Below are 20,823 nucleotides of genomic sequence, written 5' to 3'. Positions count from 1 at the left end.
CACCCAAGTATCACGTTTCTCAATTATTCCACCTCATTAGTATGGAAGCAAAGCCTTCTATTATAACATAAAAATAATTCTGCAAGAGGTCTATTCTTTCTCTTTAAGCAAAATACACTAAGAATTAGGTATAAAGCAGAAAAAGTATAACTTTTGTGACAAATTATTTATCTAACCTAAATAGAATACCCAAGCAGAAGCAAAAAATCCTCTATCACAGTACAGAATATATCTATGACTTAAGAGGGATTTGTCATCTGTAAAAAGAGCCATTAGTTGTTGATTACACAAGGCCGCAATTAGCTAGCACCCGCCGAATGTTACTAACTGCCTAGAGCAGCATTGACAATTGCTCGGCTCGATATGCGATCGCAGTTGGTGTTGTTTTTCAACTTACCACTACCCTATTTTTTAGCGATACCTTCTCTACGAAAGGCTACGCCAACGGTGAGCTTCTCGTAGAGACGCTCCGCGAACGCTAACGCAGAAGTTTTCGGTCTACTAAACTTACTTATTTAAGTCCGCCAAACAAGGAATGGGCAAACAAAGCGGCTTGAGTGCGATCACGTAAATTCAACCGACTCAGAATATTGGTAACATAATTCTTAACAGTGTTTTCTGAAAGAAACAGCGATTCGGCAATTTCACGGTTATTGGCTCCAGAAGCAATTAACCGCAATACATCTAATTCTCTGGGTGTGAGTTGCGCCAATTCTGGAGGGGTTTGCACAGAAGGGATAGGTGCGGTAATCGGCATGAGTGCTTTCTCAAATAATCCCGGGCCGAGTAGGGTTTGTCCCTTGTAGACGGATCGAATTGCCAACATTAATTCATCAGGTTCCGTGTCCTTGAGTAAATAGCCCTTTGCACCCAGCCGCATCGCCTGGTAAACATACTCATCATCATCAAAGGTGGTCAGAACGAGAACCTTAATGTCAGGATATTGTTGAGCGATCGCCTTTGTTGTGGCAACTCCATCCATTACAGGCATCCGAATATCCATCAGCACAATATCAGGTTGCAGTGCAGGAATCACCTCGAGTGCGCGTTGCCCATTCTCCGCCTCACCAATTACCTGCATCTGGGCATTCGACTCAAGCATACTCTTAAGTCCCTGGCGAATAAGATGCTGATCGTCAACTAATAAAATCCGAATCATAGCTAAAACAACAGCTTTGATAGTGGAAAAGAAACAGAAATACAGCAACCTGTTCCTAATTGACTGTGGAGATTTAACTGAGCGCCCAGTGCAACCGCTCGTTCTCGCATCCCTTGTAGCCCAAACCCGGTTGTATTTTGAGTGGGGTTAAACCCTTTTCCATTATCTTCGATTGACAGATGAATCATCCCAGCCTCAGCCAATAGTCCAACGGTGACACTCGTTGCCTGAGCATGTTTGCAAATATTTGTCAACGATTCTTGCACAATCCGGTAAAGAGCCGTATTTACTTCTGTTGGTAAAGTGTACGGTAGATCAATTTTACAGTCCGGTTCAATACCTGTGGTTTGCTGAAAATCTGTCAGCAGCTTTTCAATGGCTGATTTGAGAGATTGTCCTTGCAAAGGATTTGAACGTAAAACAGAAAGCGAGCGCCGAATTTCCAGCAGCGCCTCAGCCCCCAATTCCTTTGCCTGTTTGAGAAATGTCAATGCTTTGTGATTATTTGATTCCCAGAACAACAGGGTGTTATTAATCTGAATAGTTTGGGCAACTAGAGTGTGTCCCAACCCATCATGAATTTCACGGGCAATTCGGTTGCGTTCCTGCAAGGTTGCCTGATCTTCAATCCGTAGCGCATACTGACACAGTTGTTGATTGGTTATCTCTAATTGCTGATGGGCAATTTCTAACTGCTCTCGACTTTGCCGCTCTGCAAGCAGGGCATTAATTAGCAATAAAGCGAATATTAACGTTAAGCTAAACAATAATATATTACTCAATCGCCAATCCCAAGACATAGCGATTAAATCTGGCATAAAATTCTTAGGTACAATCGGTCTTGACAAAAGCAGTGTTCCATAAGTGAGCAGAGATAAACCCAAGACAACCAACTGTCCCAATTGCTTAAATATCAGGCAACTCCGCATCACCAGTACCAGACACAGCAGGAAAACGGAGCGACTAGATAAGCTATGTTGAGTTGTTGGCAGTAAAATTAAACCGAATTCCAGGGCTGTATAAAATAATTTTGTTTCCAGCTTCACCATTGGTAGTCTTAAGCCCATCAAGCTGAAAGTTGCGATCGCGACAACTCGTAGCAGCAACGACCAGGACAACTCAAACGGTAGCACAACTTCCATGAACATTGCCGTGGCTAATAACAGCCACTCAAGGTAAAGCAACAGACGAAACGATGGGTAGGTCAAGCGAACCATAGAACTGTTCCAACTCAATGGTCTTTGTAACAAAACCATAGGTATTTTCCCAATTTTAGGATGAAACTCTTCTTCCTATATAACGAATCTGTCTCCAGTATCGATAGAGCCATTCCGACTGATTAACTATTTCTAAATTAGGAAAAAAGTCACAATAACTTCAGTACTTTTTTACTAGTCAGGTTAGGAATTTTAGCTGATGCACAAATCTATGCCAACTTTTAAGATTAGCTGGTGTGAGTAAAGCAGTAACTTTTCAAACACCTTCTAAACAGTCATAAACCGAAATTGAGTTATAACAGTCGGATTACACACAACAAAAACCAGAGAAGTAAATGATCAAAAAACAGATAATTATACCAACCCTTTTACTTGCAACTATCCTGATTGGAGGAATGACAGGTTGCACCAGTTCTAAGTCTCCAGATATGTCTCAAGCAGAGGACTCTGGAACAAAGGTATCTAATACCAACGCTTCTGCTCCCAACTCTCCTGGGGCGAATACGCCAGAACGTGCCGAGAAACGCGAAGCAGTTCGTAAGCAAGTTGAGGCAGTTCTGACCCCAGATCAGGTAAAACAATTGTCAGCGAAATTACAACAAGGTGAAAGAATGCGTAAAGCAGTCTTGAGCCTGAATCTCACGGCTGAACAAAAGACTAAAATTCAGGATATTTTTAAGACTGCCTATCCCCACCGTAAAGGACAATCCCAAGATAAATCCTAGTGCAACAAGTCAAAAGAAAGAATACTTATAAGGCAATAGATGGTAAATAGTTAAACTATGTTCAAGCAAAAATTGATCCTCAAGATAGAACTCGCTATTATCGCAGCAATCCTGGCAGGAACTAGTCTCTACGCTTCAAAAGCTCTAGGTAAACCCCAAGCTAGCCCCCAAAAACTTGTGGATGAGGTGTGGCAAATCCTAGATAAAAATTATGTTGATGTCAGCTTTAACCATCAAGATTGGAAAGCAATTCGACAGCAGTATCTTAGCCGCTCTTATAGTTCCAACAAACAGGCTTACGGGGCGATTCAAGAAATGGTGGCTAAATTAGGCGATCGCTATACGGAGTTTTTCGACCCCGAGGAATTTCTTGCCCTAAATAAAGACCTTTCTGGCAACCTCAGTGGTGTTGGGTTAGAACTGGCACTGAATGAAAAAACTAAAGCCTTAACTGTTATCGCCCCGATTCAAGGAACGCCTGCTTTTAGGGCGGGTATTTTGCCGGACGATGTAATTGTCCAGATTAACGGTCAAAGAACTCAGGGGATGAAAATTGAGGATGCCGTTAAGCGAATTCTGGGCCCGGTGGGAACCAAGGTAGTACTCACGATTCAACGGGGCAATCAATCGCAAACTTTCAAACTTACCCGCGCAAATATTGCTATCCATCCTGTAACTTATAACACGCAAACAACAGCAGTGGGTAAGATTGGTTATATTCGTTTACCAGAGTTTACGCAAACGGCTCCGCAAGAGATGCATCGGGCAATTCAAGCATTAGAAAAACAGCAGGTGCAGGGCTACGTTTTGGATCTGCGTTCTGACCCAGGTGGACTACTGGATGCAAGTTTGCAAATTGCCAGTATGTGGTTGAAGGAAGGGGCAATCGTATCTTTGGTAAATCGAGACAAAGTTAAAGATAGCTACAATGCGTCGGGACATCCTCTGACTAACAAACCCTTAGTAATCCTGGTTGATAAGGGATCTGCTAGCGCCAGCGAAATTCTGTCGGGAGCACTGCAAGATGACAATCGCGCCAGATTAGTAGGGACTCGCACCTTTGGTAAAGGTTTAGTTCAATCCGTAGAGCCACTTTCTGATGGTTCGGCGCTGAAACTAACGATCGCCAAATACTACACACCCAAAGGTCGAGATATCAATCATGTCGGCATTGCACCAGATATTAATGTGGAGTTGACCAAAGCACAGCAGAAAGCATTGGTGCAAAACCGAACCTTGGCGACATTAGCTGATCCTCAGTATGCTAGCGCGGTTGCTGACTTGAGCAAATTGATTCAGTCGCAAGCCAATCATCTAAGTTTACAGCGTGGGCAATAAGTCTAGGGATACTCTTAACAATATCTCCTATTGCCACTTTCAATCATGTCAACCCGCAAAGCCCAACGACTTCAAATTTGTGAACCAGTCCCAGGTCTGAAAATCCTGGTTCAACTCAGTAACACTCCCCTAGTGCGGACAGTCATAGCTACTGTTACCCACCATCAGCTAGCGATCGTCGGGCTTGTATTTGTTGTCACTCTGGTTTTTGCTATGCGGGAAAACGCCCCCTGGTTGACAGTGCCTAAACAGGTGGCGATTGAATTCTTTTCTGCTGTATCCCAGTCCTTAGCTGCTTTATTGGGGGTGTTAATTGTTTTTCTGACGTTTAATAGTCAGTTGATCGCTCAAAGGCAGCATGAGGACTACTATACACTTCAGATTCAAATTGACCAACTCATTCGTCTAACTCAGTCTCTTCCCCCCGAACTCAGTAATTTTGCTGAAACTCTGATAGCGCTGATTAACTATTTAGTTCCCTTGCATTTAAAGGATTTACCAATCTGGGCAACTAGTTCCCAGGTGCTACCTTTGGATAAGCTTTTAGATATTTTAGATAATTTCAAGAATGAAGATGAATGGGCAAAAGTGCAGCAACAATGCTCCTTAGCTACCCATCTATACCGACAACAAATTTTACTTGTCATCAATAACATCGAAGAAATCGTGGAGGGATTTTCCAGGCTTTACAATCGCATCTTAGAGATGAGCCGTTTCATTCTCGCGATCGTCAAGTTGTCCTTTCTCCTGGGAGTTTCGCTGCTGTTTTTGCTGTTATTTGGGATTATTGATTTGCAAAGGAAGTTTCCTGATCTCAGCCTCCCTGTAATTGTTTCTCTAGCAATTTGGGTGTTGATTGCTCTTTTGGAACTAGTGCTTGATACCTGGTTTCTTTATAAAAACCTCTATGGCTCGTCGAGTCATTATCTGCGGTTTTTCCCTAATAAAAAATCCCCTAATTAATAGGTAGAGGCTAACTGACTATGAGTAATTTAACATTTCCAGATATCAAAACTACTAAGACATGCAAAGGATCTCAATCTACAACCGATACAGTACGTACCTATCTTCAAGAAAAATTATTCATATATGCCGCCTCAAATGAAATTGTTATCAGCGGGAGTTGAGGTGTTAAAGGATTTGGCTGTTTCTAATAAACTAAAATCCACTGGAGGTTCTGATGAACCATGAAATTTCTAACGATTTGACTGAAAACAGTATAGAACAGGAGCTACGACGATCGCCAAAAAAGCGATCGCCAAAAAAGATTAGTTTGGGAATTTTGGGTGTGCTATTGCTGGCTGGGCTAGTTTTTTTTGGTATCCATGCGGGTACAGCCAAGTCAGACAAAACTGAAAAATCTCGCGGTAATAGGCAGCAAGTAACACCTGTAACTGTGGCAATGGTGACACAAAAAACGGTTCCGGTACAACTACAGGCGATCGGCAATGTGCAATCGGGGTCTACAGTCTCGATTACGCCCGAAGCTAGTGGACGGATCATTGGAGTTTATTTCAAAAAAGGTCAAGATGTGAAAAAGGGGCAACTTTTGTTTACCCTGGATGACCGATCGCAAACTGCTACAATCCAGCAAGCTCAAGGAATTGTAGTGAAAGACCAAGCGCAGGTACAACAAGCAAGAGCTACATTAGCTAGAGACTTGGGTCAGGTAGACCAAGCTAGGGCGACTTTAGTTAAAGACCAAGCTCTAGTGCGACAAGCCCAGGCGACTTTGGCCAAGGATCAAGCCCAAGCACAATTTGCCGAAGGACAGAGCGATCGCTATGGTGCATTATACAAGAAAGGCGCTATCAGCTTGGATCAAGCACAGCAATACGTTTCCAACAGCAAATCGGCTACAGCAACCCTACAAGCAGATCGAGAAGCGATAGCTAATGCTGAGGCAGTTTTGAAAAGCGATCGAGTGGCGCTGACTAATGCCGGTGCTGTTGTCCAGGGCGATCAAGCTGCGATCGCGAATGCTCAAGCTGTTGTCCGTTCCGACCAGGGAGCATTGGACAATACCAAAGTGCAATTATCTTACGCCAAAATTTATGCGCCAATTGATGGTCGCGCTGGCAATATTCTGGTGGCTCTGGGCAATGTGGTGCAAGCCAACAGCACGACTCCACTTGTTACCCTGACCCAAATTCGCCCGATTCAAGTTGCTTTTTCCATTCCCGAAACAAATCTGCCCCAAGTACAAAAGTATATGGAGAATGGCAAGCTGAAGGTAGATGTAACGTTCCCCGATGATCAAGCTCATTCAATACCAGGTGTTTTGGCATTTGTCAATAATACGGTCGATAACACCACGGGGACAATTCAACTGATTGGCGACTTTGACAACACTCAAGGACACTTGTTTCCCGGTCAATTTGTCAACGCAACGCTAACGCTGACCGAAGAACCGAATGCAACGGTTGTTCCTTCCCAAGCCGTGCAGAATGGCCCGGATGGACAGTTTGTCTTTGTAGTTAAGCCAGACATGACAGTACAAAATGTTCCAGTTACAGTTAGTAACAGCATTAATGGGCTAGATGTGGTTGAGAAAGGGCCGCAACCAGGCGATAAAATTGTCACCGATGGTCAAGCGAATCTCGTTTCAGGTAGCAAAATCCGCATCAAAACAGCCGGTAATAACTCAAATGCAGATGGAAATTCCTCGAAGTCAAGAAGAGGAAGGGGGGCAGGGGGCAGGGAGCAGGGGGGAGAACGCCCAAGCGGAGGTGATTCATGAACCTTTCAGAACCATTTATCCGCCGTCCGATCATGACGACTCTGCTGATGGCGGCGATTTTGATCTTCGGTTTCATGAGTTATCGCTTGCTGCCAATCAGCGATTTACCAAGTGTGGATTATCCTACAATTCAGGTAAGTGCCGCTCGACCGGGAGCCAGCCCCGAAACGATGGCAGCATCGGTTGCCCGTCCTTTAGAGAAGCAATTTTCTAGCATTGCTGGACTCGATTCACTCAACTCAACTAGCACACTGGGCCAGACTCAAATTACCCTGCAATTTAACCTGAGCCGGAATATTGATGATGCGGCGCAGGATGTGGAAGCAGCGATATCGGGAGCATCGGGGCAAATTGCGACGGATTTACCCAATCCTCCTACCTACAGCAAAGTTAACCCCGCCGATCAACCGATTCTTTACCTTTATCTGGACTCTCCCACTTTGCCCCTTTCCCAGGTAGACAATTATGCCGAGACTTATTTGGCGCAAAAGCTATCTACAATCAATGGGGTGGCACAGGTAGCTGTCTATGGTTCCCAAAAGTATGCAGCTCGAATTCAACTTGATCCGCAGCAATTAGCAACGCGGCAAATTGGGTTAGATCAAGTAGCAACGGCGATTCAACAGAATAACGTCGATTTGCCTACCGGCAGTCTTTCGGGAAATCACAAGAATTTTACAGTCCAGACTAACGGGCAACTTGAAGATGCAGCTGCTTATCGCCAGCTGATTGTGTCTTACAAAGATGGAATGCCCATTTATCTCAATCAACTGGGGCGGATCATTGACAGTGTAGAAAATGACAAGGTAGCAAGCTGGTACAATAATACCCGCGCGATTATTCTCACCATCCAAAGACAGCCCGGAACCAATACGGTACAAGTCGTAGACACGATTAAGAAATTGCTCCCAAATTTGCGAAGCCAGATTCCGGCATCCGTGGAAATTGGGATTCTCTATGATGCGTCTCAATCGATTCGAGATTCAGTGGATGATGTCAGATTTACGTTGATTCTGACCATTGGTTTAGTTATCTTAGTAATTTTCCTATTTTTGCGGAACCTCTCGGCCACAGTAATTCCCAGTTTGGCATTACCCGTTTCGCTGATTGGCACCTTTGCAGTGATGTATTTGCTGCACTACTCACTAGATAACCTGTCGCTGATGGCGTTGACCCTTTCGGTGGGCTTCGTAGTGGATGACGCGATCGTCATGCTAGAAAATATCGTCCGTCACATGGAAATGGGGGAACGTCCCCTAGAAGCGGCGTTGAATGGGTCGAGAGAAATTGGTTTTACAATTCTGTCGATGACCCTTTCTTTGGTTGCAGTCTTCATCCCGATGTTGTTCATGAGTGAAGTACTGGGACGATTATTTCATGAATTTGCTGTGACGATCGCAGTTGCAATTCTCGTATCTGGTTTTGTGTCTTTGAGTCTGACTCCGATGTTGTGCAGCCGTTTTCTGCGTCCTGTGGATCATGCCCATCAAAGTCGGTTATATCAAGCTTCCGAATATGTGTTTGATCGCTTGCTGGGTCTGTACGATTGGAGTCTGAAAAAAGTCTTAAAATATCACTTTACCACGATGATTTTATCTGTCGTTCTATTTGCAGTGACAGTTGGGTTGTTGGTGATAGTTCCCAAAGGGTTTATTCCTAGCCAAGATACCGGACAAATTACAGGCATTACTCAAGCAGCCCAGGATGCGTCCTTCAATAATCTTGTCCAGCATCAGCAGACAGTTGCTAACCTAATCCGCCAAGATCCGAATGTAGATGCAGTCAACTCCAATATCGGGGCGGGAGCGAGTGCTAGTGGGAGTGGGGCAGCAGTTGCAGCCAATTCTGGGAGTTTGTTTATTCGGTTAAAACCGCGATCGCAGCGCCAACTAGGTGCTGATGAAATCATTCAAAATTTGCGAACCAAACTCGCCACTGTTCCAGGCATCCAAGTATTTTTACAAAATCCCCCAGCGATTCCGATTGGCGCTCAACAAAGTACAGGACTTTATCAATTAGCACTCCAGAGTTCTGATGTCAAACCCTTACAGGAGTATGTTCCTCAACTTGTTGTCAAGATGAAGACTTTGACAGAACTCCAGGATGTCAACAGCGATTTACAGTTTGCTTCCCAAATTCAAATTGACATTGATCGCGATAAAGCTTCAACTTATGGAATCACCGCCGAGCAAATCGAAAATACCCTGAGAAATGCCTACGGCTCCTACCAAGTGTCAACCATCTATGCAGCGACCAATGAGTATCAGGTAATTCTGGAATTAGCACCCCAGTATCAGGAAGATATCAATGCTTTGTTGACATTGTACATTAACTCCAGCACAGGAGTGGCAGTTCCTCTGAAGACATTTGCCAAACTATCTCAGGGAGTCAGCCCGTTAATGGTCAATCATAATGGTCGGATGAACGCTGCCACCATTTCCTTTAACCTCGCCCCTGGTGTGTCCTTAGGAAATGCCAACGAAGAGATTGAAAAACTGATTGATCAGGTGATTCCTGCCAGCATTAGCACCAACTTTAAGGGCGCAAGCCAGGTATTTCAAAGTTCACTGCCGAGTTTAGGTTTACTGTTAGCGATCGCTGTCCTAGTAATTTATCTGATCCTTGGTGTTCTCTATGAGGATTTCATTCACCCGATTACGATTCTTTCCGGTTTGCCTTCAGCAGGTTTTGGCGCATTGTTAACGCTGATAATATTCCATGTCGAACTGAATGTTTACTCCTTCATCGGCATAATTCTCTTGGTAGGCATCGTCAAGAAAAACGGCATCATGATGGTGGACTTTGCAATTGAAGCCCAGCGAAATGAATCGAAAAAACCGTCTGAGGCGATTTATCAAGCCTGCTTGGTGCGCTTCCGCCCGATTATGATGACGACAATGGCAGCGCTAATGGGAACCTTACCGATAGCGATCGGATTTGGGGCTGGCTCTGAATCCCGCCGTCCTCTAGGTATTGCAGTTGTGGGCGGACTGGTATTTTCTCAGATATTGACCCTGTATTTAACTCCCGTATTCTACATTTACATGGAATCATGGCGGAAAAAGCTCAGTCAAGTTAAGTTCCGTCGGGTATTTTCATTTACAGGCGGGCGATCGTGATTTTCAACAGGTAATATAGCCTTACGAATTACAAATTACCAATTACCAAGTAGTACCACACTAAAATTTAGATCCTAGCGTTTCTGGAATAATGACACTATGACTTTAGCGATAGAACAAGAAATTCCTCCCTTAAGTGAAGATGCAACAGGTGCAATTCGAGTAGGTAATACAAGGGTTTTGCTAGAAATGGTGATTCGTAGCTTTCAAGATGGTGCATCCTCTGAATCTATTGTTGGGCGTTACTCATCCTTGTCATTATCTGATGTATACCTGACTATTGGTTACTACCTTCGACATCGAGATGCTGTGGAAGTATACCTCGATCAACGTAAACAGTTAGCTGAATCTGTTCATCAACGTCTGTCAAATGTTCAACCTGATTTGAGCCTAATTCGTTCTCGCTTATTAGCCCAGCAATAATTTTAGGGACTTCCAAATAAAAAAATATCCCATAACTGACGCAAAACCCTCTCTATTTCTCCTTTCTCTGCGTCTTAGCGGTTCGTTAAAAAATAAAAGCATTTGAGGCTGTAGAGTTTGTATCGCAGCTTTTAAAAGATTCAGAGCCAGTTGTTCAAGAAGCAGTTCAGGAGGCGTTAGATATGTTTAAAAATCAGAGATAAAGTTGTTGTACCCATCACACATTGATCAAATTAACGTTGAAATTATATTTAGCGATCGCATCCCCACCACATTTCTGGGATAACAAAACCCATGAACCTTTCAGAACTCTTCATTCGTCGTCCGGTCATGACTACCTTGGTGATGATGGGTATCCTCATCTTCGGTCTGATGAGTTATTTCCTGTTACCCATCAGTGCGCTGCCTAACGTTGAATATCCTTTTATTTCTGTCTCTGCTAGTCTCCCTGGTGCCACCCCAGAAACAATGTCATCTTCGGTCGCCGCACCCCTAGAAAGACAGTTTACCGAAATTGCCGGACTCAATTCATTCAATTCCACCAGTTCAACTGGCAGCACCAACATTTCCCTACAATTTGACTTTAGCCGCAGAGTGGAGGATGCTGCAAAAGATGTGCAGGCAGCCATCTCAGCCGCAGCAGGACAACTGCCCGCCGGAATGCCTCACCCACCCACCTACCGCAAAGTCAACCCGTCTGTCTCACCGATTCTCTTCCTCTATATGTATTCTGAGACACAGCCAATATCGACAGTAGATGAATACGCAGAGGTAACAGTTGGTCAGCCAATCTCAATGATTAATGGTGTTGCTCAAGTACAGGTCTTTGGTCAACAGCAATATGCAGTCCGCGTTCAGCTTGACCCGCGAGAGTTGGCATCGCGGGGAATTAGTCTAACTCAGGTGAAAACCGCCATTCAACAGGGAAATGTTGATTTACCAACAGGCAGTCTCTCTGACAATTACAAAAATTATACTATTCAGGCAAACGGTCAACTCACCGATGCTGCCGGCTATCGCCAGCTAATTGTAACTTACACCAACGGTGCGCCTGTGCGCCTCCAGGATTTGGGACAGGTAATTGACAGTGAACAAAACAACAAAGTCTCAAATTTGTATAGCGATGACAAGGTAACAAACCGCCATTCGGTTGTTCTCGCCGTGCAGCCGCAGCCCGGAGCCAATACAGTAAATATCGTTGATGCCATCCAGAAACTTTTACCTACACTCCGCGAACAAGTTCCCAAATCGATTGACATGGGGATTATGTACGATCGCTCCCAAACAATCCGAGCTTCTGTCAACGATGTAAAGTTCACCTTGGTTCTGTCGATTTGTCTAGTTGTCTTAGTGATTTTCTTATTCTTGCGTGACATCACAGCGACCCTGATCCCCAGTTTGGCGCTACCTGTAGCGATAATTGGTACTTTTGCCGTGATGTATCTGTCGGGCTTCTCCCTAGACAATATCTCACTCATGGCGTTGACCCTCTCCGTGGGCTTTGTCGTGGATGATGCGATTGTCGTGTTGGAAAATATCGTCCGTTATCGAGAAATGGGCGAATCTCCCCTAGACGCAGCATTAAAGGGATCAAAAGAAATCAGCTTCACAATTTTGTCAATGACCTTCTCTCTAGTGGCGGTGTTCATTCCGATCATGTTTATGAGTGGAATAATAGGTAAATTATTTCATGAATTTGCCGTGACGATCGCTGTGGCAATTTTGGTTTCGGGTTTTGTTTCCCTCAGTCTCACACCAATGTTGTGCAGTCGCTTCTTAACTTCATCCCATCAGCAAAGACCAAATCTGGTGTATCGAGTTTCAGAACGGGCATTTGATTTACTACTGCAAGGATATGATTGGACGCTCAAGCCTGTTTTAAAATACCGCCTGATGACACTCATTGGTTCTGGCATTCTGCTGGTAATGACCGTCTATCTGTTCATCATCGTTCCCAAAGGATTTATTCCCACAGAAGACACTGGACAACTGATGGCGAACACCAAAGGAGCGCAAGATATTTCTTTTGATGATATGCGCCGCCACCAGCAAACGGTTGTTGACATCATTCGTAAAGACCCCAACATTGAAGCAGTTGACTCGATTGTAGGTGCAAGTGGCCCTAACGCATCGGTCAACTCCGGGCGAATTACGATTCGGCTCAAGCCACGTTCTCAACGTCAACTGAGTGCTGACCAAATCATTCAAGAGCTAACCCCGAAGTTGAGACGGACAACTGGGATTAAAACATTTCTCCGCTCTCCGCCAGCTATTCCCATAGGTGGTCAACAAACTAATTCTACTTATCAGTTCACATTGCAGAGCTTGAATTTGCAAGAGCTGCGCCAATACGTTCCTAAACTTGTGGATAAAGTCAAAACCCTACCAGGACTCCGGGATGTTGACAGCGATTTACAACTCAGCACTCCTCAAATCCAAGTCCAAGTTGACCACAACAAAGCCGCAACTCTTGGGATTACCGCCCAACAAGTTGAACAAACCCTCAGCGCCGCCTATGGTTCCAGCCAGGTGTCAACTATCTATACCCCAAATGACCAATTTTATGTAATCTTAGAAGTGAAACCAGAGTTTCAGCGAGATCCTAGTGCCCTATCGATGCTTTATGTGCAATCGAGTAATGGAAAACAGGTTCCCCTGAGTGCGATCGCTAATATCACCCAGAATGTCGGCCCCCTCACTGTCACTCACGTTGCTCAACTTCCCTCTGCAACTATCTCTTTTGACACTCTTCCAGGAACGTCTCTAAGTCAGGCCACAGATGCTATTAAGCAAGCAGCCAGTGAGGTGCTACCCTCAACAATTACCCCCAGCTTTCAAGGTTCAGCCCAAACCTTTCAACAGTCCTTCAACGATTTAGGCGTGCTGTTGTTAGTGTCTATTTTAGTAATCTATCTGATTCTCGGTATCCTCTATGAGGATTTTATTCACCCGATCACAATTCTTTCCGGTTTGCCTTCGGCGGGTTTTGGGGCATTACTGACGCTGCTGATTTTCCAGGTTGATTTAAATCTTTACTCTTTCATCGGCATCATCCTGCTAGTAGGCATTGTCAAGAAAAATGGCATTATGCTAGTGGACTTTGCCATAGAAGCGCAGCGAAAGGAAGGGAAAAATTCCTTTGATGCCATCTATGCTGCTTGCTTGATTCGCTTCCGCCCAATTATGATGACGACGATGGCAGCTTTAATTGGGACACTTCCGATTGCTCTGGGGACGGGAGTAGGTTCAGAAGCGCGTCGTCCTCTGGGTATTGCGATCGTTGGTGGATTACTGTTCTCTCAGATATTGACTCTCTATCTGACTCCAGTATTTTACACTTACATGGAGGCATTGCGGAAAAAGCTTAGTATACAACAATACCTTCGCAAAAAATAGAGGTAGCCTAGCTTTTGACTAAATAGCGCTAGACTTGCCCATGCTTAACTATTAGGCAAAAGCTCAAACCCCATTCCAGACAAAGAGGACACTATAAATTCCTGACACAAAAACTATAGAGGATTTTATTGGCTCAGATATATCAATTATAGGCAAAACGATGTCAAAGTCTTTCTGTATAAACGTTTGAGTGTTTTCTACGGCTATTTTTTGTCTAATACCATTTCTTTGTGAGCCTGCGCCAAATTTTCTTGGCTTCTTATTTCTTTCTTTCTTTGTGTCCTACCCTGCAGAAGGTCAATAGTTTTCTCTAATGCTTGCACCTGCTTGGTCAAAGCTTTGGTTGCCTCTTGCGTTATGGTATTCCCCCACTGTTGAGAAGGACGTTCCTCTACAGCGTGTTCCAATTCCTGAATACGTTGTTGGAGTTGCTGATTCTCAATAGTTTTAGATTAATGACTAGGAATCACGAGAAGATCAGCAGTAATATAAACTCAATTTATGCGATGGTAATTTTCTCGCTTTTTATGGAGTATAGAGTCACACAAAAGATAGAGGTATTAACTGACTTAATTCATTACTATCAATAAGATATAAAAAAATATTACAGAAAGGAGTCGGCTATTAGTATCCAATTATCAAAGAATGTCGTCATCCCAAAATGGCATGATTCCAATATTGCTGTAGATTTAAAACGTGCCACCGAAATTGCTGATTATTGTGCAAATAATGCCACTGCTATAGATTGTAATAATGCTTTTCCCAAGCAGGAGTTTGATCTGATTGCTAAAGCTGGGTTATTAACTGCACCATTGGCGAAAGAATTAGGCGGATGGGGTGCGGGAATTGATGCTAATGTTACCTACGAGCTTTTAATACTATTAAAGCAGATGGGACATGGCAATCTGGCAGTTGGTCGAATTTATGAAGGACATATCAATGCCCTGCAACTGATTCAGACTTTTGGTACTGTAGAACAAATCACAAGCTACGCCCGTGATGCCCGTGAGCGTCAGAAAATATTTGGCGTTTGGAATGCCGAAGCCTCTGATGGTGTCAAGGTAATTCCTTTTGAAAATGGACGTTATCGCCTGGAAGGTTCTAAAACATTTTGTACTGGTGCAGGCTATGTTGAACGTCCTTTCGTTAATGGAATATTGCCAGAAGGCGGTTGGCAAATGTGCATTGTGTCGATGGACGAAGTTACAACAGTTAGTGACCCAACTTGGTGGCAACCTTCTGGCATGCGAGCTACTGCTAGTTACAAAGTGGATTTTAGCGGTGTAGAGTTGGATCAAAAGGCTTTAATCGGACAACCAGGAGATTACTTTCGACAGCCCTGGTTGTCTGCTGGGGTGATTCGGTTTGCTGCTGTGCAACTAGGTGGGGCAGAAGCACTGTTTAACCTAACTCGCCAGTATCTCCAGAAGTTGGAATATACAAATGATCCATATCAACAGGAACGGCTTGGCAGAATGGCGATCGCCATTGAAAGTGGTAATCTCTGGCTACGGGGTGCTGCGAATCAGGTAGCAACGTATGCGCCTGTGTTTGGTGGCGATCCCACAGTTACTCACCCGCAAGCAGACCAACTCGTCGCCTATGCAAACATGGTGAGGACAGCAATTGAACAAATTTGCATTGATGTAATGAATTTGTGCCAACGTTCTGTTGGAACTCGCGGCTTACTACCACCAAATCCGATGGAACGCATTATCCGAGATTTGACTCTATATCTGCGTCAACCTGCTTTTGATGCAGCCTTGACAAATGTAGGGCAGTATGCATTGCATAAAAGTAATCCTGCTTATCTGCTTTGGAATGATGAATAAATTCGGTATGATTGGATTACCACTAAGCAATCCTAGTGTTTTGCCCTGGCATTCAGTTAACGAAATCGCTTGTAGTGCGGCACTAATCGTCGCACCCCATCCTGATGATGAAACATTAGGTTGTGGGGGTGCGATCGCTCTGTTAAGGTCAATGAATTGTAATGTGCAAGTTTTAGTCATCAGTGATGGTACCCTTTCACACTCTCGTTCGCGGAAATATCCCGCAGATAGACTCCTAGCTCTGCGTGAAACTGAAACGCTATCAGCATTAAAATTGCTGGGTGTAGAAGCTAATGCTGTCACCTTCTGTAGAATGCAGGATGGGTTAATTCCAACACAGTATCAAAGGGCGGTGGCTAGTTGTCGGGCTTACATCACAGAAGTCACTCCACAAATTATCTTTTTACCGTGGCGATATGACCCTCACGCAGACCACCGAGCAACGTGGAAGTTAATCAAAGCAGCACTGCATGATTTGCACTTATCCCCCCGATTGATTGAGTATCCTATTTGGGATTGGGACTCAGAGCAACGGGGAAGTCTGCCAGCATCTCTTGAGGTGACAACCTGGCGGTTGGATATTAGCACGGTAGTGGAGGTGAAACAGCAAGCGATCGCTGCTTATCGTTCCCAAATTACAGACTTAATTGACGATGACCCACAAGGCTTTCGCCTGAGTGCCGAAATGTTAGCTAACTTTACTCGCCCTTGGGAAGTTTATTTAGAGGAAATCCAATGAACCCGTTACAATCCGATTCCTTACCACCCAGCTACTTCGATAAACTTTATAGCGAAGATCCTGACCCGTGGAAGTTTGAAACGAGGGAATACGAAGCTAACAAATATGCTGCTACGATCGCAGCTTTACCCAAAGAGCGCTATCGGTCTGCCTTTGAAATCGGCGGTTCCATTGGTGTTTTAACTCAGAAGCTACAAGAGCATTGTGACTCACTGCTCTCGGTTGATGTGTCAAAATTAGCGCAGAATAGAGCAAAAGAGCGCTGTCAGCATCTCTCCAATGTCAAGTTCCAGATTATGCGTGTCCCAGAGCAATATCCTGATGAAATGTTTGATTTGACCTTAGTCTCGGAAGTTGGCTATTATTGGAGCTGGGAAGACCTGAAAAAATCCCAACAGTGCATTTTAGAATACCTGGAACCTGGAGGACATCTACTTTTAGTTCATTGGACACTTTATGCCCGTGATTATCCGTTGAGTGGGGATGAAGTTCATAACTCGTTTTTTGACTTGACCCCAAATAAATTGCGGCATTTAAAAGGTCAACGAGAGGAAGAATATCGACTTGATTTATTCGAGCGAGTCTAAGAAATTAAACCTGCTTTATTTTTTGATATTTAGTTTTACCTTTTAGAAGAAACCGCTTTGCAAGCGTCACCCTACTCTAAAGTAACGCTTGCCCTTAGCAATTACTGACGTAAACTCTTAAGACGCAAGCGCAAATCCCCAATTGCTTGTTCAATTTCCACAAATTTCCAGCGCGAAGCCCAAATTCCTTCTTCCTGCTGTCGTTCTTCGATTAGTTCAAACAACTCACCAAAGGTATAAGGTTGCATTAATTTCTGGACAAGCCATTGGGCTGAAACTCCTAGCATCTGAGCCAAAGACAAGACACTGGGATGACTTGGCTGATAGCCATTAAGAGCGCACGACCACATCACTCGTAATTGGCGACGTGCAATAAAACGAGTTTCGATAGCCGCTGCTGGCTCAACTACAAATGGTTGCTGTTGGCGTCCCATTTCTATCCATTTACTCAGTTGATTTGCTAAACCAACATTGGTACGTCCGATTTGTCTTGCCGAAGTTACTACCCGCACTAGCGAACTGTGGCGAAAACGGGCATTTACCCGTATCAAGGCCCGGTAAAAAGCTACATCTTCAGGAGTCCGCACAGGTGGTAAGCCTCCTGCCAGTGCATACATTTCTGCTGTTACTGCCAAACTTGCTCCATAATGTTGATAGTGGCGGGGAAAGCTGTCATATGGGTCTGGATCGAGATAAGTTTCTAATTCAGTAATTAAATAGCGGTAGCCCACTTCACGCAGATAGCAAGCTCTGGCGTAAGGGTCTAGATCAGCACGACCAGCGCGCTCAACAAAAATTCGTCCACCTACAGCATCAGCACCATAGGTAATTTCGTACAAGTTGGCAGCAATCCAAGTTGGGCTTACCTGCGAGTCTCCATCAGTTGAAGCAATTACCCCCCTTGTGCGTCCTGAACTACACAAACGGCGGTGTGCTTCATCCATCAAAATCTGACGCACTCGGCCAATATAGGCTTCTGCAGCAGGCAGAGTTTTTTCAACTACATGCAGTGCTATATCTGGATGTTGCCCCGCGAAACTTCGGGCTATAGCTGCTGAATCATCGCTACAATTATTTGCCAACAAAATTATTTCGTAACGTCTGGGATCTAAAAGCTGTCCTTCTAAATCAACTTGATGTATCAGGGCAGTAAGGGTTGCTGCCAACGTCTGAGCTTCATTGCGAACTGGAACAATTACACAAACTTCACAATGCACTGATGGCGGGATTTGGACTAAAGTTTGAGGAAAGTTTTTATCAAGTTGTACAGATGGAAAGTCAGCAACAAAGGACAAGCGCTTACTTTCCATAAAAACCATTTTTCCATTTCCAGGAACAGCGACACAGTATATTCATCTACAGTCGAAAATTATTAATATTCATAACTCTATTTTGAATATTTTCTCATTTACTTGGAATCTACCTACAGTATGATTAGTGTTGATTAAAACTCTCTGAACATCAGCTATCAAAGACTATTGTCTATATGCTCTCACTAAAAGCTTTACTAATCAACACATAATCTTTATATATTTTTTGCTTATGTCAACTTTTAGACTATGAAATTATACTTAAATCATATATTTTATTTTCTTTTTTTATTGGTAATCAATCTGAAAAATGAGAGAAATCATATTCTAAATTATCCAAATTTATTAATAGACTAATCAGGAATCATTTGTAAAACAAGCTGAGGTAAAAATCCTTAATCTAAAAATATATCAGTATTTTTTACTCTTATCTATCATTTTATATTATTATAATAACTAAATTAAACTAAAGCAAATTTATAAATCTATTTTACTAATAATATTTATCATAAAAAACTCAAACTATTTAAGAATAAACACCAGAAACTAAGCTTTTTAAACACATTATTATAAAAAAATGAGATATTTATAGAATAATGGGATAAATTCATATGAAAACTTAAATACAAGATTAATAACCTACTTTTTAGTCGTTATAAATATTCATTATAGACTTTTAAAAGTACATTTATTCGTAATTTGGATCGACTCCATCTTTTCTTCTATACTCAAAGTTTTTGGAGAAGCGATCGCTTCAGTAAGTAAACAGGTGTTAAAAAACATAAATATATTAAGAAATATAAATTGTTTAAAAATTTATATCCAAAGCATTTTTGATGCTATACACAAATTTATATAGTTTTGTTTAATTGCGCCTACCAACTTAGCGTTTCATCACTCTGGTCAAAGAAAAATTTCAGCCAACTTCTAAACAAGGGACAAAAACTGGGTTTAGAGCTTTATTTTCTAACATTATCGATAAAATCACCTTTTTTGCCTGAAAGTATTGTGTAGCAAGGATTATTGTTTTATTTTATAGTGAGAGTGACTAAAGAGCGTTAGGTGAACACCCGCTTATGCTTTTTTAAGTTCATCACTACCTTTGTAATGTGGCGGCATCGTTATCGTGCAAGAACTATGAGAAGCGATGTCTGACGACAAGCCATGACGCTTGTAAGCGTTGTGTTAGGGTTAAAAAACTTGCTGTGCAAGAAAGATTTCTTTACTTCAACAGGAGTGCTTTCATGCACTAGCGATGGTATTCGACTATCGCCAATACATTTTAAGCTCTGAGATTAACCTGAAAGTTGCGAGTCTTGAAAATTTTGTTAACTTAAAGTAAGAAAAAAGATCCCACCCATACAAAATTGGGATTGGATGTCTTTTTTTAAAACTAGAATAAAGTGTTGAAGATCAACTATCTCAACCCTTTTAAAGTGTATCTTAATTACGAATTAGAAATTAGTATGACGCCTGAAAAACAAATTCAGCACGAAATCGCCGAAAATATTGTTTTAGCGGGTGAAGTCCTGTTTAGTGCCCAAGCATGGAAGTTCTTCCAAACATTAGGCAGGGGTTACCTTTATATGCATAAAGTGCTCCAGATAGACCATACTGGCGGCAATAATTTTTCACTGATTGAAGGTACATCGCAGCTAGGAGACAAAATGTACTATACTGCTAAAGGCACTCAAGCTTGGCAGATGATGCAACTTTCAGCAGCAGCCGCTAGTCAACCAATACAATTTGCCCAATTTTACGCTTTAATCGACAATTACGATCCAAGAATTGAGTATGTAGTAATTGTAGGTTTTAACTATGGTTCTGATGCCAGAGAATATTTCTTTTTCAGAAGACCAGAAATTCCTCCGGAGCAAGCTTTTAAAATTGTAAGCGATCGCCCTTTAGAATTTGGCATCGAATCAATATAATTCTTGATTTATCTAAAGTTTTTCAACCATTGCGAGTTATCCTTCAAGTCAAAGTCAAGGTGGTTGATAGATTAACCAGTTTTGCAAGGGAGAAATTTTTATAAAATGAATTCTTTGCTGATAATTTCTGTGATTTTAGTTCCAGCCTCAAGGGTTGCTAAGGCGATCGCCTTAGCAACCCTTGAGCCGTAATTACCGCATGAGAGTAGTATAGTAGACCTCTTGCAAAATAAGTTTTATGTTATGGTGGGGGTTTGGAATTTTGAGACAGCTAAACTTAACTCGTAGTTGTAAATTGCTGCGAGTA

General features: G+C 42.9%; 14 protein-coding genes. 11 read left to right on the top strand and 3 right to left on the bottom strand.

Going from position 1 to position 20,823, the window contains the following annotated elements; all coding sequences use genetic code 11:
* Positions 1 to 511 precede the first annotated feature (511 nt).
* Both V7K21_RS30215 and V7K21_RS30210 read right to left on the bottom strand, forming a co-directional pair.
* Positions 512 to 1,159, bottom strand: a complete 648-nt coding sequence (locus tag V7K21_RS30215; RefSeq protein WP_335179749.1) for a response regulator transcription factor — start codon at positions 1,157 to 1,159, stop codon at positions 512 to 514.
* Between the two features lie 2 nt (positions 1,160 to 1,161).
* On the bottom strand, positions 1,162 to 2,376 hold the full coding sequence (locus V7K21_RS30210) for a sensor histidine kinase (protein WP_335179747.1): 1,215 nt from the start codon (positions 2,374 to 2,376) through the stop codon (positions 1,162 to 1,164).
* Positions 2,377 to 2,711: 335 nt separating this feature from the next.
* Here V7K21_RS30210 and V7K21_RS30205 point away from each other — a divergent pair, with 335 nt between their 5' ends.
* The 10 genes from V7K21_RS30205 to V7K21_RS30160 all read left to right on the top strand — a co-directional run bounded on the left by V7K21_RS30205 (position 2,712) and on the right by V7K21_RS30160 (position 17,275).
* Entirely contained in the window at positions 2,712 to 3,101 is a 390-nt protein-coding gene (locus V7K21_RS30205; protein ID WP_335179745.1) for a hypothetical protein, read from the top strand.
* A gap of 57 nt (positions 3,102 to 3,158) precedes the next feature.
* Positions 3,159 to 4,439, top strand: coding sequence for a S41 family peptidase (locus V7K21_RS30200; protein ID WP_335179743.1), 1,281 nt, complete (start codon positions 3,159 to 3,161; stop codon positions 4,437 to 4,439).
* Positions 4,440 to 4,484: 45 nt separating this feature from the next.
* Entirely contained in the window at positions 4,485 to 5,402 is a 918-nt protein-coding gene (locus tag V7K21_RS30195; RefSeq protein WP_335179741.1) for a hypothetical protein, read from the top strand.
* A 217-nt stretch (positions 5,403 to 5,619) separates the two neighbouring features.
* A complete protein-coding gene (locus tag V7K21_RS30190; RefSeq protein WP_335179738.1) occupies positions 5,620 to 7,179 on the top strand; it encodes an efflux RND transporter periplasmic adaptor subunit in 1,560 nt (519 codons plus the stop codon).
* Positions 7,176 to 10,298 (top strand): efflux RND transporter permease subunit, encoded by a 3,123-nt coding sequence (locus V7K21_RS30185; RefSeq protein ID WP_335179733.1) that lies wholly within the window; start codon positions 7,176 to 7,178, stop codon positions 10,296 to 10,298. Before V7K21_RS30190 ends, V7K21_RS30185 begins: the two co-directional genes overlap by 4 nt.
* A gap of 99 nt (positions 10,299 to 10,397) precedes the next feature.
* Positions 10,398 to 10,721, top strand: a complete 324-nt coding sequence (locus tag V7K21_RS30180) for a DUF433 domain-containing protein (RefSeq protein ID WP_335179732.1) — start codon at positions 10,398 to 10,400, stop codon at positions 10,719 to 10,721.
* A gap of 294 nt (positions 10,722 to 11,015) precedes the next feature.
* Positions 11,016 to 14,117, top strand: coding sequence for an efflux RND transporter permease subunit (locus V7K21_RS30175; protein WP_335179730.1), 3,102 nt, complete (start codon positions 11,016 to 11,018; stop codon positions 14,115 to 14,117).
* Positions 14,118 to 14,710: 593 nt separating this feature from the next.
* Positions 14,711 to 15,949 carry an acyl-CoA dehydrogenase family protein gene (locus V7K21_RS30170; protein WP_335179751.1) on the top strand — a complete coding sequence of 413 codons (1,239 nt, stop codon included), beginning with the start codon at positions 14,711 to 14,713 and terminating at the stop codon, positions 15,947 to 15,949.
* Entirely contained in the window at positions 15,939 to 16,688 is a 750-nt protein-coding gene (locus tag V7K21_RS30165) for a PIG-L deacetylase family protein (protein ID WP_335179728.1), read from the top strand. The genes V7K21_RS30170 and V7K21_RS30165 overlap by 11 nt, the downstream gene beginning before the upstream one ends.
* Positions 16,685 to 17,275, top strand: coding sequence for a class I SAM-dependent DNA methyltransferase (locus V7K21_RS30160; RefSeq protein WP_335179726.1), 591 nt, complete (start codon positions 16,685 to 16,687; stop codon positions 17,273 to 17,275). Before V7K21_RS30165 ends, V7K21_RS30160 begins: the two co-directional genes overlap by 4 nt.
* A gap of 101 nt (positions 17,276 to 17,376) precedes the next feature.
* Here V7K21_RS30160 and V7K21_RS30155 read toward each other — a convergent pair whose 3' ends face one another.
* Entirely contained in the window at positions 17,377 to 18,585 is a 1,209-nt protein-coding gene (locus V7K21_RS30155) for a glycosyltransferase family A protein (RefSeq protein WP_335179724.1), read from the bottom strand.
* A 1,466-nt stretch (positions 18,586 to 20,051) separates the two neighbouring features.
* Between V7K21_RS30155 and V7K21_RS30150 the strand changes: the two genes are divergently transcribed.
* Positions 20,052 to 20,516 (top strand): hypothetical protein, encoded by a 465-nt coding sequence (locus V7K21_RS30150; protein WP_335179722.1) that lies wholly within the window; start codon positions 20,052 to 20,054, stop codon positions 20,514 to 20,516.
* Positions 20,517 to 20,823: the final 307 nt, after the last annotated feature.

Source organism: Nostoc sp. (genome assembly GCF_036919595.1).
Classification (GTDB): Bacteria; Cyanobacteriota; Cyanobacteriia; order Cyanobacteriales; family Nostocaceae; genus Nostoc.
This window is presented reverse-complemented; position numbering and strand designations above follow the sequence as displayed.